We start from the raw sequence: 15,767 nt of genomic DNA on the forward strand, positions 1-15,767 counted from the left end.
ATCTTTTCTGTGGGATTCTGTGCATTCTGTGAGAGATGGTTTGCTAAGTTAGAGCTACTGGTGTCTTTGCGGATATACATATAGAGTAATAAAAAAAGAGGCTGTCCCGCGGGACAGCCTCTTTTTTTATTCTGGATAAGGTCTATTTACCAAGGCTTGCCGGTACCTTGTACCAGCCAAAACTTGGACCAGGCACTGTTTTCCTCATCGGCCTGTGAATGGGCGGTAGTCTCCAATCTTTCCAGGGCTTGATTCGCATTGCTGCCATTGATGCTCAATTCCTCTTGCATGTAGTAATACCTGAGAGGCAAAACCGACCTGACAGCAGCAGGTCCTGCCTGCAGTGAAGGAAGGCCTGTTCTTCGGAAATCAAACCATGCTTCCGTTGCGGCTGTCCAGGATGCGATCCACTTTTGTTCCAAAATCTGCTCCAAACTGCCATCAAAAGCGGCTTCTCCGTCAATGTATTCATCGTAGGAAGCTTCCTGACGCCAGCTTGTCAGTGATTGCCTCACCCCTTCCCGGTAGTAAGCTCCGGCATCTCCGGAAATCCAGCCCTGCTGGGCGGCCTCCGCCAAGCCGAACTGCACTTCAGCAGCACTTAGCAATCTTGCCTTAAGCAAATCGCCACTGGCCTCCATGTACATTTCACTGAGGAAAGATACGTGCGGGTTAAAGGATTGCTGCCCTGGAGTAGGATTCAGGTTATACTCACTGGGTAAATTGGAAACCGAAGCAGGCAAACCCACATATTCCGGATCGGTGTCCACCGGCTTTCCTTCTGCCACATCGGAAGAGATGTACCTTACCCCTTCCCGGACTTCATCTGTACCCGCGGGCAAACTATTATCGATGACGATGGGCACCTCAATCTTCTTGGCCCAAACCTGTAGCCGGCGATCCCCCAGTTCCTGAAGCTTGTCCACCAAAGTAGCGCACATCTTGATCCTTCTGTAGTTGCTGCCATTGGAACCGTCAAACTCCGTATTGGAGGGCCAGGAGGTCCCTGAGCTCGTGCCGGGAAAAGCCAGTGCGGCATCGTCTGCCTCCGCTAAAATCAGGGGATATTCGCTTGGGTTGGCAAGCATTTCCTGAATGCCGGAAGAAGCCACCGTAGGCAGCTTTTCGGATATCCGGATGTAATACCGCAAACGCAGGGAATTGGCAAACTTCCTCCATTTCAAGATATTGCCACCGTAAAGCACATCTTGGGGAATAGTAGCTGCTTCCTGCCCCTGTAAAAGCTGGTTTGCTTCATCCAACAGTGCGATGATCCCCTCATATATTTCTTGCTGGGTATCGAATTTTGGCAATAAATACTGCTCTCCTCCCAGGTCTCCCTTCAAGGCATCACTGAAGGGGGCATCCCCCCAAAGATCCGCTATTCTTCCAAAATTATAGGCGCTCATCACCTTGGCCACTGCTGTATAAAACGGCAGGTCCAATTCATTGGCGCGTTTTTCCATCAAGCGGGCATCTTCCAGGATATTATAATACCTTGACCAGCTTTGGTTGGACCATTGGTAATTATTGTGGTCTTCAAACCAAGCATCCTTCTGGGTATGTTGCATCACCCCTGCAATATCACCAAAACCCAAATTCAATTCGGCCGTTGCAGTCTCACTGATTACCGTGGTAATCAACAAGTTTGGATGTACCGCCTCCGGGTCGATACCGTTGGGGTTGATATTCAGTTCCGTTAGATCCTTGCAAGAGCTGACCGAAATAGCCACTACCAAGATCATAAATGAAATTAGACGGGACAGTCTGTTATTGTTGCTTTTCATGATTTATCTCTTTTCTGATAACACAAGGATTAGAATTTGGCATTGAGCCTAAAGCCAATGGGAATGACCCAAGGATTGATATTGTACCGCTCTATGCCCTGTTTGAAGGTACCATTGCTTTCGGGCTGGAAGGCATTTTCCGGATCGATGCCCACTTTGGCCTTGGTCCATAAAATCAGGTTGCTGGTGTACAAGCCCACATTGATGCTCTGCATTTTTAATTTTTGGGCTGCCGCACTTGGGAAATCATAATTGATTGAAGCATCCCGAAGCTTGATATATGAGGCATCAAACATGGCCGGCTTGAAGAAACTCCAGGGATAATTATCCGCATAGGGAATTATTTTGGTCCCCTCTTCCCCGAGGTTTTCCTGATAGCCTGTGATTTCCCCTTCACTGTTATAGATAGGAATCACACCGGGATTAAATACCCCGTCATTTAAGGTCACCGCATACTCAAAAGGAAAACCTCCACTTTCCGCCGTGGGACCACCAACGATATTGATACCGTCCTTGATATGAACATCCTCATTGGCTACCAGCCAGTCCCTCAGGGCCTTTCCACTCAATCCATTGGGATTGATGATCTCATCCAAAAAGCGCTGGGTTTTCAAATCTGATTCGGAATAACGGAAGGTCTGCGAAACAAAATCGCCCCCGTTTCTCCAGTCAAAAGTCATGCTGAGGCTCCAGTTTTTATAGGACAGACTGGTCTGCAGGCCGGCAATAAAATCCGGATTGAAGTTGCCGATCTTATTTTTGGCATTGGCCTGGTTGATGGCCTGCCAGCTCCCGTCCTCGTCCAAAAGAGGATAACCGTAATAAGGAGACTCCTGATCTTCCACCACAACCAGTTTACGGTCATAAATGCTGCCGATTTCATCCCCTACATAGGCCCAAGCTCCTCCGCGGGAATCACTCCATAGGTAGAAAACCTCTACTTCGTCGGTCAACTCCTTGATTTTACTGCGGTAACGGGACATGTTGAAGTTGATATCCCAGGTAAAGTCTCCTTGAACGGGAGTCAATCCCAATACCATCTCCCATCCTTTGCTGTTTACCAAGCCTGCATTGACGTATTTGCTGGTAAAGCCGGAAGATGAGGGTAAAGTCACTGGAAGAATCTGGTTTTTATTATCCGTATTGAAATAGGTCAGGTCAAAGCGCAAGCGGTTTTGGAAAGCCGCAGCCTCTAAGCCGAACTCATAAGAAGTGGCAATCTCCGGTTTTAAATCCGGTGTCTTCATATCATTGGGCACCGTAAGACGGGTGTTTCCATCCCATTCTTCCGTATTAGCCAAGGTCTGCAAGAGATTATAAGGACTGGTGTCATTACCTACCTGTGCCCAGCCTGCCCGCAACTTGATCATGTCCACCCGGTTGCCCATGGAAAACATATCGCTGATGATGGCACTCAGGGAAGCGGAAGGATAAAAATAAGACCGGTTGGAAGCGGGCAATGTACTGGACCAATCATTTCTCGCCGTGATATCCAAATACAGTAAATCTTTATATCCCAGGTTAGCCAAACCATATACACTGTATACTGCTTTCTCTGAGGTATAACTGCTGTACAAAAGGTTATCAGAAAGGGTGTTGCTCAAGGTATAGACGCCGGGAACAATCAATCCAGAGCCTTCGTTTTTTGTGGCATTCTGTACGTTATTGCCCTGGTTGTAGCGTAAGTTACCGCCAGCGGAATAGGTCATGCTAAAATCCTCATGATCCTTTTGATAGGTAGCCAAAAACTCGATATTACGCTCGAACCTATCCAGATTCACTATTCCATATCCCCCGTTGGGATCACCGGTATAGCTTAAAGGGATTTTAGATTCCCTACGCTCAGAGTACATGTCCAACATGTATTTTCCCTGTAGGGAGAAATTCTCGGTCAACTGATAATTCAGTCCCACATTTCCAAATACCCTGTTTCGGTTAAAACTGTTATTTACCTCATAGGCCAGGAAATAAGGGTTTTCATATTCCCCGATAGCCTGAGAACGCTGTTGAATCCCTTCCTGTCCCGGCATCCAGTAATCTTTCAGATCATTGATATCGACATGGGGAGAAACCTTATAAGCTGCTTCCAGTGGGTTAGTGCCCCGGTTACCGGCAGGACGATTATCCGCTCCTGTCCTGTTGATGTTAATCCCGGTACTTAGGGTCAGTTTGTCGGTGATCATCAAATTGGAATTGATGGAAAGGTTATTTCTGTTGAAATCCGAATTAGGGATGATTCCCCAATTGTTCATGTTGGTATAACCTACCCGGTAATTGATGCGGTCGTTACTATTGGACACCGATACGCTATTGGTGGTGGTAATTCCATTCCGTACAAAATCTGCTACGTTATTCGGATGTGAAACCAGCGGAAGGGGCACCAAATTACCGTTTTCATCGGTAGGGCTGTTCCACTGTATTGCCTCATAGCCTTTGTCCAGTTCCGGCCCTGCCCCTACAGAGGAGCCTTCTTCTATCGTCAATACTCCACCAGCATAGGGATTATTGCCCGGGGTATAGGGCCTTACCCCTGTAGCAAAGCGACTGTGCATGGGTAGGTACTTGTAGGGCACCTCCACCAAAGTATTGGAAGAAACATTGACCGTTACCTTGTCTACGTTTTTGCCGGACTTGGTGGTGATCAACACGACCCCATTCCCCGCGCGGGAACCATAAAGAGCAGCCGCACTTGGGCCCTTCAGCACCGAAACGCTTTCTATATCTGCTGGATTGATATCAGAAAGGGCATTGCCATAATCCACTTTATTATCACTGCCTATTTGACTGACATTATTCAAGGTGTTGATTACGGGAACTCCGTCGACGACGAACAAAGGCTGATTATCTCCGCTCAGGGAAGTGATCCCCCTAATGACCATACTTACCGAAGAACCCGCGCCGCCGGTGGAGTTGATGCTTACCCCCGGAACTATACCGGATAGGGATTTAAGCATATTGTCCTGCCCGCCCCGCTCAAAGGACTTTCCGGAGACTTCCGCTACAGCATATCCCAAAGACCTTTCCTCTCTTTTGATGCCCAGCGCAGTCACCACTGCCCCTTCGAGGTTTTGATAGGCGCCTTTTAGGGTTATTTTTAGTTGGGTCTGATTTCCTACCATTACCTCTTGGGTGTGAAAACCCACGTAGCTGATCACCAATACAGTGTTTTCATCCGGAGCTTCCAAACGGAAGTTTCCATCCAGATCCGTAATGGTCCCGGTGGAAGTTCCTTTCACCTTAACCGTCGCCCCAGCCAAGGGAATACCATCTTCATCAAACACCCTACCTGTTAAATCTATCGCAGCCAAGGCCATTTGTTTTCTTACCAGGATATTTCCTCCCATTTTCCGGAATTCAAATCCACTGTTGACATTTAGGATTTCCAAAAATTCATCCAGATTACCACTTCGCACCAAGACCACCTTTTGGTCCAGGGACAGGCTTATTTGTTCATCGTAAAGAAATTCAAAATCCGTCTGCTCTTCTACTGAGCGAATAAATTGACCGATACTAACGGTTTCCTGGGAAAGATTGATCTTTTCCCCCTCCTTGGCCAAAGCCGTGTTGCTCACTATAACTCCAATAGTGAGCAATAGCATCCAGCGGAGCCAAAATCCAAAAAGATTTCCATTTGTAATTTTAATTTTCATACTTTGCTAAAATTTTGTGGTTAACATCTACTTAATTTTTGCGCACGGCATGCGTTCGCCAAAACTTACCCCGTGCGTTTTTTTTATTTTTTCAAAAGGTTTATTCCATAGGCAGTGGGCTAATCTTGATGAGACTTTCTTCAGCTATTGAATCTTTGTTTGCCAAAAAGGCGATGGCACGAATCATCTCGTGGATGTCCTTGTCCACAAACCGACCGTTTAGCGTCAGTTGATGCAATGCAGGATCCACCACTTCCAAATCCAAACCATACCATCGTTCGAGTTTTCTCACCACCTGATCAAAAGGTGTCTTTTCGAAAACCAAAACCTTGTCCTTCCAGCCAATCAGCGGGCTGTCCTCAATCTGGTAGGTACCCGTATGTTTTCTGTATAAAATAGATTGACCAGCAGTCAATTCAGAAGGATGTTTTCCGTTTTCGCCTTCAAAACCCACTTGGACGATTCCTTCTGTAACGGAAACCCTGAAAAAATCCTCTTCGGGATAGGCCTCCACATTAAATGCCGTACCTACCACCCTGATGCTCAGTTCGCCGCTTTTTATCAAAAAGGGCTTTTCCCTGTTCTTCGCAATTTCAAAAAATGCTTCCCCGCTAAAAGCAACCTTTCTTGCCTCTTGTTGATGAAAAGCCCTATAGCTTAACTCACTTCCGGCATTTAAACGGATACGGCTGCTATCTTCCAAGGTGAAGGACGACTGCTCACCGTAGGAAGTGCGGTGACTTAAATACTGGACATCCTCATCTTGACCGATCGTCAACCAGAGAGAAAAGCCTATAAGCAGAACCAAGGAGGCCGCTATGCCCAACCAAAGCGGCCTCGGCTTGATTGATCGTGATTTTCCTAGGGCTTCTTCCTGCTCGGACAGCATCTTTCCGAAATGGTCCTCCAGCACCTCATCCATTTCTGGAGGCTTATTGGCTGCCTGCTCTAAAAAGTTTTCAAACTCCTCCCTACTGATCTTACCACTTAGGAACTTTTCAGTTAAGGCTTTCATGTCTTTGTCGGATCGCTGCATAGCTTCTATTTTCTTCAACCTTTTTGACTACTGATTCGGTATCAGCATTTACTTTATTTAAAGACTGAGAATGCTCTAAAACAGACTATCCAAGCAAGATTAACTTTTTATGAAGTCCCTTAACATGGGCTTTTCACTGGATAGCCTGAGGGCCGCTGATTACTCCCAAATACCTTCCCATCCAATAGGGCAATAACCAAATATCTCCTGCGCTGCTTTCAGAACTACCATCAGACCCTCCATCCAGGGCAAACCGATTGGCATTATGCCTTCTGATCATTAATTCATCGGGAGGTAAAACGGTCTTGGTATATTGATTTCTAAAATTCTGCTCCAATAAGGTGAGATCCTTCCGGTGGCTGTTGACCATGGTCCAATTGATCAGGTCCATGGGATACTCCTTGAGGTACCAAATGGCTTCTTCCTGATCAAAATCCTCGGGAGAAACTATAGCAGTCATGATATTCCAAAGCCCGTCCTTTTCGGGCCGCTCTGCCTGCCAGTGATCTCGTATCGCCTCAGCATAATGGTTTTTGAGTGTATCGTTAAAAGCATAACGGTATAGGCCCCAGTAGCCCAAGAAATACATTTCATCATCCGAATGGTTCCAGGCCTCCGAGAGCATTTCGGCCCATTGCCCGGCCTCACCTTCTGCTTTGCCAATGCGCTCCATAGGAACCATCAGGTTGTCAAAATAGCCGTGCTGTTCCATCAGCTCGAAGGCCTTTTCCTTGTACAGCTCGTCTTCCGTGAAATGGTAAGCGGTTTGCAGCATGGCAATGATATTGGAAGAGTTCAGCTTGCGGTCCCCCACCATGGAAGGAAAACCGTTGACATAGTCGGGGTTCCACTTTCCCCAAAGAGTAGGTTTTCCATCAAAATCCACCAAATAATAATCATGCTTCAAAATATGCTTCATCAGCCCATCCAATAGCTGGACTGCCTGCTCTTTTACCTCTTTGTCATCAACCAGTTCTGCGATTACCCCAAAAACAAAGACATGCCCTATGGCTTCATCACTGCTGGTGGTAGCCTTCCAGTCCCACTCCGGGTGCTCAGAACGTTGCCATCTTTCTGGATCAGATAGGTGTTTTTGATAGCCCGAGCGGTTAAATGACCTGGAGGGAAAACCCTCCACAGGGTTGATGGTGTAAAGCCTTTCCATAGCATTCAGGGATTCTTTGATATTCTCAAGCGCCTCCTCTGAAGGGTTCACCGCATAGCGGAACGCCTGGCCCGCCAAGTACATGGACGTCCATAGCCCATCGTTGTCGGAATCCTTGAGCCTCCCCGAGTCCACATTGCCTTTTTCCATATTGCCAAGGGAAGAATTGAAACCAAAACGGATATGACGGTTCCTTACCTGCTCTTCGAAATACATCGCCTTGTCGTATAAAGTATGACGTTGAAACACCAGCTTGGACAATCCCTGATCGGTCAATAAAAATACCTCGCCGTTTTCACCGGAACTGATATCGACGATCTCCTCACCGAGCAGCCACCGTTCCCCAAAATAGTAATTGAAGCTGCCATCCTTCTTGAGCATAAATGCACCCTTTTCTGAGCCAAACCAGAGGTTTCCCGCGATATTTTTTACGTGGGTTATTTTTGGCCAGGGAACATTGGCGTTCAGTTTTGAGGCTTTTTTGGAAGCAAGTTCCACACTTAAGTACCCCTCATAGCTGCCAATGACAGCCTTATCCTCTCCCTCGGTCAAATCAAAGCTACTCAAACCTTCCCCCTCAAATAGCTTTTCCAGCTTTCCGGAATTTTCATCCATTTCATAAAAGGTGCGCGAGGTCAACAGGTAAAATTTTTCCTTCTTTTCGCCATAATGTAGGGCTATGCAGGCTTCCGGGAGTTCGGCCTGGAATAATACCTCCTCTCCTTTCAGCAACTTTAGCTGCTTTCCTGCGGTCACCAAAAAACCGAAATCCTTACCGCCTGCCACCAGGCTTGGCCCTTCCATGGCATGTTGCTCATAAAGCTCCCCCGCCCAGGCGTTGGAAAGCACTGCTTTCTCATCCAGATAGATAAACTGATTTTTATACAGCCCTGCATCTTTCAGCAACTTATCGTTCAAGGTCCAGTAAACCTGGGATTTTTGCAGCTTTCCAGGATAAAGGAAGGCGCCTCCTGAGCAGCGGTAAATGCCCTCTGAGGTCAATACCTCTACCACTCCATTTCTATCAATGTTGACTTTCTTGGCCTCCAATTCCTGCTCAAAATGGTATTTGATCGCGTATTCCTGCTCAAAAGGTTCGTCCAAATAGGCAACAGGGGCCTTGGAGAGATCCTCCCCCTTGCTGCTGCAGGAAAAAGCTGAGCATAGGAGCACAAATGCAAAGAGGAGTATAAAGGGTATTCTATAGGACATAATCTAAAGGTTTGAATTTAAATTAATTGGTTTCATTTGAAGAAATACCCGAACATGGGGTATTTGGACTATTGAACTCTATAATAAAACTAGGCATCACCTCAAAAAGGCTTGTGGATCAAGGACCAGGTATTTGATGGATTTCTCCCCTGAGGATAAATGATAAGAATAGGTGATGTGCATAAGGCCGTCCTTTCCCTTTACCAGGCAGGGATAAGAAAATCTTCCTTCTTGAGAGACATCATTTTCCAACTTGGTCAGCCTTTCCCAGCTCTCCCCTTCGTCTTTGGATAAATAAAGGCTCAACTGGTAGCGGCCATCATTAATGTCATTTCCAAGAAAAAACCAATGTTCCTCGTCCCAGCGCAACATTTCCACACTGGCAGTATTGGGCAGAGAAGTCTTCATCGCAGCTGACCAGCTCTGTCCTCCATCTTTGGAAATGCTCATCTGTACCCTTTCCGGAGCATCTCCGCTGTCCCGCAAAAGGGCCACCAAATCCCCGTTTTTGCGCTGGGCCAGGGCTGGCTGGATAGGCCCTCGGCCCACCAATGGCAGACTTGGCTTCCAGGACTGGCCATGATCACTGGACAGGGCCATCAAGGACATATTAAATCCATCCGAATACAAGGGCAGAATAATCCGCCCATCATCGTATACCAAGGGTTGAATCCGGGTCATCCAGCCCCAGCTCCTTTTGGAAGGATCTGACGAGGCTTCTATAATCTGTGCATCGTATTTATGGGCATAGGCAGCCCAGCCAGCGGTGTTTTTGGGAAGTTCAGCAAAACGTTTGCTGACTTCTTCCGGAAATTCCTTTCCGGGTTTCATTAAAATATTATCCTGCCACTGCCATACGGGAGCACCCTCGCCCAAATAATCCCCTGAGGTCCTTACCCTCAGGACAGACTGCTCCCATTGATTGGCCTGCACGGCTATCCATACCAAAAACAACTTCCCTTTGGCATTCAAAAACAATACAGGATTACAGTCAGGAATACCGGGGGTGTCTGCCATTGGAAAGGGTAAACTCCAGTCCCCACTGCCTTTTGGCCGCCTTGCTCCCATCAAACGCACATCATCGGCATGCCGCTCTCCAGTTCCTTGGAACCATACGGTCAACCAATCCCCATTGGGCAGTTCCACCAGACTGCTGGAATGTACATGCTCCCTCTGAAGGGGAAAAATCAGGCTTTCTGTGATTTTTTGGTTTTCCTGCGCCAGTTGTCGGGCCATCAATGCCCCATTTCCCAAAAACAAGAACAGCCCCCAGCAAATCATCCATTTGCCCATAAAATCCATATTGCCTTTCCTTTTCATTCTATCCATGCCTTTTGTTTTTATAAGAAGACTGCTGCTGGTCCAAAAAAGGCTATTGCGTGAAAACAAAGGCCTTCATATAGCCTATTCCAGCAATGTGATGTCCCTGATCCAAAAAATATATGCTGCTTCAGTAGCCTATTTTTCCTTTCCCGGGTCTTTATTCAAATCCCTTTATGACTTGAATTATGAAAATAGGTGTGGATCTAGGAGGTACCAAAATACAGGTTGGTCTCGAGCAAAACGGAAAAATCATACAACATCAAAAAACTTTCTTATCGAATAAGGATTCCCTCTCAGCCACGCTGAATCAGGTAAAGGACTTGATTTTCCCGCTGGTCAGTTCCTCGGTCAAAGGGATCGGTATTGGGGTGCCCTCAGTAGTGGACATAGAAAATGGAATCGTCTATAATGTCGCCAATATTCCCTCCTGGGAAAAAGTGGAACTGAAACAAATTCTGGAAGAAACTTTTCAGGTGGAGGTAAAGGTCAATAATGACGTCAACTGCTTTGTCCTTGGAGAACATCGTTACGGTCTGGCACATGCCTTTAAAAATGTGGTCGGAATGTCCATCGGTACGGGGATAGGTTCCGGGCTTATCCTGGACAACCAGCTCTTCTTAGGGCATAACTGTGGAGCTGGGGAAATCGGGCTACTCCCCTATAAGGATAAAAACATCGAATATTACGCCAGTAGCAATTTCTTCAGTGCCTGCTATGGGATTTCCGCTTTGCAAGCTTTTGAAGCGGCCTGTCGGGGAGACCAACAGGCTTTAAAACAATGGCAAATTTTTGGCCAGCACCTGGGACAGGCAGTAATGGCAGTATTGTATGCCTATGATCCCGAAGCCATCGTGCTGGGAGGCTCGATCTCCAAAGCCTATGCCTTTTTCCAAGATAGCATGTTGAAAAGTCTGGAAGAATTTATCTATCCTGAGTCGATAAAACGCCTAAAAATCTTAATTTCCGACAACGAACACATCCCCATTCTGGGGGCAGCAGCTTTAATCAACTAATTGCTATGAAGAAAAAACCGCTTATCGTCCTTTTGATTCTGCTTATCTTCTTTGTCATTTCTTTCTTGACCAATATTCTTGGGCCGATTATCCCGGACATCATTGACAGCTTTGACCTGAGTCTGGGATTGGCGGGATTTCTGCCCTTCTCCTTTTTTGTGGCCTATGGGGTCATGTCCATACCCTCCGGACTTTTGGTGGAAAAATTCCGTGAGAAAAAAATCTTGGTACTGGCCTTTTCCCTGGCCTTTTTGGGAGCCATGTGCTTTGCCCTTTTCCCCCGCTTTGATGTGGCCTTGCTCTCCCTTTTTGTCATCGGTTTAGGCATGGCCATGCTACAGGTGGTCATCAACCCACTGCTAAGAACAGCCGGCGGAGAAAAGCATTTCGCTTTCAATTCCGTCTTGGGGCAGTTGTTTTTTGGAGGAGCTTCCTTTCTCAGCCCCATGCTCTATAGTTATCTGGTCACCCATATGCACAGCGATAGCAGCTCCATCCTGATCGATAACCTCAATCCACTGGTACCACAGAACCTCAAGTGGGTGTCGCTGTACTGGGTATTTGCGCTCATTGCCCTCTTCATGATTCTGGTGATCTTATTGGTGCATTTTCCCAAGGTGAAGCTAAAAGAGGATGAAAAAATGGACATAAAGGGAGCTTTCTCAGAGCTAACGGGAAATAAAACAGTGTGGCTCTATTTTGTGGGCATCTTCTGCTATGTGGGCACCGAACAGGGAATTGCCAATTGGATCTCTAAATTCCTTCAAACCTACCATCAGCTGGATCCTGCGGTAGAAGGAGCCCAAACCATCTCTTATTTTTGGGGCCTACTGACCCTGGGCTGTTTGTTGGGACTTGTCCTGCTAAAAATCATGGACAGTAAAAAAGTATTGGTGCTATTCAGCACCGGTGCCATCATTTCCCTGCTCATTGCTCTATTTGGTACCGCTTCCATGTCTTTATGGGCTTTTCCCCTGACGGGCTTTTTTGCTTCTGTAATGTGGTCGGTTATCGTTTCCCTTGCACTTAATTCAGTTCCCAGACATCATGGGACTTTTTCAGGGATTCTTTGTTCGGGGATTATCGGGGGAGCCATCCTGCCTTTGATCATCGGGGGGCTTGCCGAGTTAGTTGGGCTTCGCTGGGCAATGCTTTTTTTATTGATTTCCCTGGGTTATATTACAAGCATAGGGATTTGGGCCAAGCCATTGGTTCAAAATGCCACCATCACCAAACTAAAAGAGATTTTTCAAACCACGGGTTGATCCATGTATAAAGTAATTTTACTTCTGGATTTTGCTGAGGAATACAGTAAAAGCTTACTGAAAGGCATCTCCAAGTTCAGCACGGAAAATGGCCCTTGGACCTTTTGCCGAATGCCCCTTTACTATCGGGAAACCATAGGCATGGAAGGCATTTTGGATTGGGCCAAAGACTGGGGAGCCCACGGGATTATCGGTCAGCTTTACAATAATATGGACCTTCAAATGGTCTTGGATTCCGGCATGCCCATTATAGCACAGGACTTTAAGGAACGCTTTGAGGTCCTACCCAATATCACGGGAGATTACCGAAAAATGGGCATGATCGGGGCAGACTACTTCCTAAAAAAAGGGTTCAAACACTTTGCTTTTTATGGTTTCAACAATATTGTCTGGTCACGGGAAAGAGCAGAAGGCTTTGAGCAGCGCATAACGGAAAATGGATTTGAGGTCCATTATTTTGAACACCGAAAGGCCCGTTCCACCGACATTTGGCATTACAAAAGCACTTCATTGAGCAACTGGCTCCAAAAACTCCCCAAACCGATCGCATTGATGACCTGCGATGATAACCAAGCCCTGCATATCACCGAAGCCTGCCGACAAAATAAAATCCGGATTCCTGAAGAGATTGCCGTACTCGGAGTTGACAATGATGTGATGCTGTGTGAATTATCCGACCCGCCGCTTTCCAGTGTGGCCATGGATATAGAAAAGGGAGGCTATGAAACGGCCAAATTAATGGAACACATGATCCAACATGGCCACCAATCCCATTATGATATCATCGTGGAGGCCACCCATATCGTTACTCGGCAATCGACAGATATTTACGCCACCCAAGATGAGTACATTGCCTCTACCCTGCGATACATCCATCAGAACATAGAAAAAAACCTACAGGTAAAGGATGTGGTGAAGGAAATTCCCCTGTCCCGAAGATCATTGGAAAAACGCTTTTTAAACATCACCGGTTACCCTATTTACAAATACATTTTCAACCTCCGGATGGAAAAGTTTACCCAAAAATTATTGGAAACCGATATGAGTGTGTTTGAAATAGCCATGGACTTGGGACTGAATGACAGCAAAAACATCGCCCGACAGTTCAAGCAGGTAAAGGGCTGCAATCCCATAGCCTACCGAAACAAATACCTGGCTGGTAAATAGCCCTATTCCTCCCCGCTGTCCTTGCCATGAATTTCCTCCAATAGCCTGTCAAAATGGTTTTTCATCAGTTCTTCCACCTCGGCATCACCTTCACCTTCCTCGATGGCCTGTACTAGGTGGTCAAACTCCTCCCTACTGATTTGTCCAGCCATCAATTTTTGCATCAAAAGCGCTGGGAATTCCTTTTTCATCATCTTTTATCATCCTATTCAAATACAGCATCACTCCCGCCCATCACCTTGAACCTTGGTCAATCAAAGTTTGATGAAAATCCGCTTTTGATAAAGCACATAGGCAGGAACAAAATTGATAAGTACAAAAAGCAGTCCAAACACCATGCTGGCCATTTCTGGCAGCGCTCCGGCCTCAATGGCCGAAAACATAAAGCGCTCGCTCAAGCTGCTTTCTCCCAGTGGCCACACATAAAAAAATAGTGAAAGCACATCTGCCAGGACATACACCGCAATGGCATTGGATCCGAAAACTATCCAGGGACTTATTCCCTTGTCTTTGCCCTTAATATCTATCCAATAGTAAAATGTCCCCAAGAACCCACAGGCTACCCCACCGGTCACCAGCACATAAGAACTGGTCCATAGGTTTTTGTTGATTGGGAAAAACAGGGACCAAAATAAGCCTACAAGGGTCAGCATCATGCCCGCAACCATTAACCTCAATGCTTTTTCACCTTCACTCAGGGAACTGAGCAGTAACTGTCCTGCCAGCATGCCCAGGATACCTGTACCTATTGCCGGCAAAGTGCTGAAAATACCCTCTGGGTCCCAAGAGCCATTCCACATCTTTCCGGGAAGCAATAACTGGTCTATCCAAGCGGCTACATTCCTGCCTGGCTCCAATAATACCTCCCCGCTTCCGGGATACGGGACCAAAACCATGATCAGCCAATACCCAACCAACAGGCCTAATAAGGTATAAACCTGCTTCTTCCAATCCATATGAAGAAATATCAGGGTGCAAACCACAAAAACGATGGCAATGCGCTGCAATACTCCTGCAATACGGACCTCGGAAAATTCAAATGCCGGAATCAATCCCAGCAAAACCCCCAAAGCAAAAATTTTGATGCCACGGAACAGTAACTTTTGGTATAAAGACTTGTCCTTTCTGCCATCCTGCAACCGCTTGGAATAGGCCAAAACAATGGATACCCCCACGATAAATAAGAAAAAGGGAAATATAAAATCCGTAACTGTAATCCCGTTCCATTCTGCATGTAAAAGGGGGCTGAAAACATGGTTCCAACTACCCGGAAAATTTACCAGAATCATTGCTGCTATGGTTGCTCCCCTAATCGCATCGAGTGATAGCAGTCGTTTATTTGTGTTTTTCATCCTTTTGATTTGTCCCTTGGTGTTAACATTAAATAATACTCCAAAGAGGCGGATAAGGCTATTGCCGGTAAGACTTCATTCCCCGCTTGATTTTTCGAATGGGTATGCAATAATTTAACACAACCTTAAACTTCTATAAATCAACCAATAACAAAACCAACTAAGTCGCAAATTGAGGTTTTAAATACGTGATTTGCGAAATCATTATAGCAGATATAATGGATCTTTATTCTATGGAAATCAAATAAGTTTACCATGAATCAACCTAACAAACAGATTTTAATCAACTTTATAGCCGGCGATCAAGCAGCTACCGATCATATCTATCGGTATTACAGGGTGCCGGTAATCCGCTTTGCTACTTCCATTTTAAAAGACCCTGAGGAAGCCGAAAACGTATTTCATGAGGTATTTACCAAGATTCTTTCACGGAGCCACAAAATCAACCCCGAAATGAATTTCAGTTCCTACCTTTTTGCAGCGGTAAAAAATGAAATATTTGATTACTTTAAAAAGGTCAAAAAAGATGCTAAGCTGAAGGAGCAATTTTGGGCAAACATCGCATCCTCAAACCAAGAGGATAAAGAGCAAAAGGAAATGCAGCTGGAAAAATTGGAGGAATTGATCGGGCAGCTTTCTCCCAAAAGAAAACTGGTCTTGGAATTGAATATCTTTCACAAAAAGTCCTATCAGGAAATCGCCAATGAATTGGCTATTTCTATCAATACGGTGAAAAACCAACTGATAAAAGCCAAGGCATTGATTCGAGAAGAAATGCCCTGAACCACTTATCATGG

The 15,767-nt window shown here is 46.1% G+C and carries 11 protein-coding genes; 4 read left to right on the forward strand and 7 right to left on the reverse strand.

Annotated features, from left to right (window positions below; genetic code table 11):
• Nucleotides 1-146 precede the first annotated feature (146 nt).
• The 5 genes from ACYVAA_RS04375 to ACYVAA_RS04395 form a co-directional block, all read right to left on the reverse strand.
• Nucleotides 147-1,787, reverse strand: a complete 1,641-nt coding sequence (locus tag ACYVAA_RS04375) for a RagB/SusD family nutrient uptake outer membrane protein (RefSeq protein WP_460538850.1) — start codon at nt 1,785-1,787, stop codon at nt 147-149.
• A gap of 29 nt (nt 1,788-1,816) precedes the next feature.
• The gene (locus ACYVAA_RS04380; RefSeq protein WP_460538851.1) at nt 1,817-5,437 is read right to left on the reverse strand and encodes a SusC/RagA family TonB-linked outer membrane protein; all 3,621 of its coding nucleotides are present in this window, start codon (nt 5,435-5,437) and stop codon (nt 1,817-1,819) included.
• Between the two features lie 100 nt (nt 5,438-5,537).
• Entirely contained in the window at nt 5,538-6,473 is a 936-nt protein-coding gene (locus ACYVAA_RS04385; protein WP_460538852.1) for a FecR family protein, read from the reverse strand.
• A gap of 133 nt (nt 6,474-6,606) precedes the next feature.
• Entirely contained in the window at nt 6,607-8,850 is a 2,244-nt protein-coding gene (locus tag ACYVAA_RS04390; RefSeq protein ID WP_460538853.1) for a hypothetical protein, read from the reverse strand.
• Nucleotides 8,851-8,946: 96 nt separating this feature from the next.
• On the reverse strand, nt 8,947-10,179 hold the full coding sequence (locus ACYVAA_RS04395; RefSeq protein ID WP_460538854.1) for a sialidase family protein: 1,233 nt from the start codon (nt 10,177-10,179) through the stop codon (nt 8,947-8,949).
• Nucleotides 10,180-10,358: 179 nt separating this feature from the next.
• On the opposite strand from ACYVAA_RS04395, the gene ACYVAA_RS04400 reads away from it, so the two are divergent.
• Genes ACYVAA_RS04400 through ACYVAA_RS04410 form a run of 3 tightly spaced genes read left to right on the forward strand, consistent with a single transcriptional unit; the run spans nt 10,359 to nt 13,618 of the window.
• Entirely contained in the window at nt 10,359-11,186 is an 828-nt protein-coding gene (locus ACYVAA_RS04400) for an ROK family protein (RefSeq protein ID WP_460538855.1), read from the forward strand.
• Nucleotides 11,187-11,191: 5 nt separating this feature from the next.
• Nucleotides 11,192-12,451: an MFS transporter gene (locus ACYVAA_RS04405; protein WP_460538856.1), complete on the forward strand. Its 1,260-nt coding sequence runs from the start codon at nt 11,192-11,194 to the stop codon at nt 12,449-12,451.
• Nucleotides 12,452-12,454: 3 nt separating this feature from the next.
• On the forward strand, nt 12,455-13,618 hold the full coding sequence (locus ACYVAA_RS04410; protein WP_460538857.1) for a DNA-binding transcriptional regulator: 1,164 nt from the start codon (nt 12,455-12,457) through the stop codon (nt 13,616-13,618).
• Between the two features lie 2 nt (nt 13,619-13,620).
• On the opposite strand, the gene ACYVAA_RS04415 is transcribed toward ACYVAA_RS04410, so the two are convergent.
• Together ACYVAA_RS04415 and ACYVAA_RS04420 are read right to left on the reverse strand one after the other, a co-directional pair.
• A complete protein-coding gene (locus ACYVAA_RS04415; protein ID WP_460538858.1) occupies nt 13,621-13,812 on the reverse strand; it encodes a hypothetical protein in 192 nt (63 codons plus the stop codon).
• A gap of 60 nt (nt 13,813-13,872) precedes the next feature.
• On the reverse strand, nt 13,873-14,970 hold the full coding sequence (locus tag ACYVAA_RS04420; RefSeq protein ID WP_460538859.1) for an acyltransferase family protein: 1,098 nt from the start codon (nt 14,968-14,970) through the stop codon (nt 13,873-13,875).
• A 255-nt stretch (nt 14,971-15,225) separates the two neighbouring features.
• Between ACYVAA_RS04420 and ACYVAA_RS04425 the strand changes: the two genes are divergently transcribed.
• Nucleotides 15,226-15,753 carry an RNA polymerase sigma factor gene (locus tag ACYVAA_RS04425; RefSeq protein ID WP_460538860.1) on the forward strand — a complete coding sequence of 176 codons (528 nt, stop codon included), beginning with the start codon at nt 15,226-15,228 and terminating at the stop codon, nt 15,751-15,753.
• Nucleotides 15,754-15,767: the final 14 nt, after the last annotated feature.

Source organism: Echinicola sediminis, assembly GCF_054777495.1.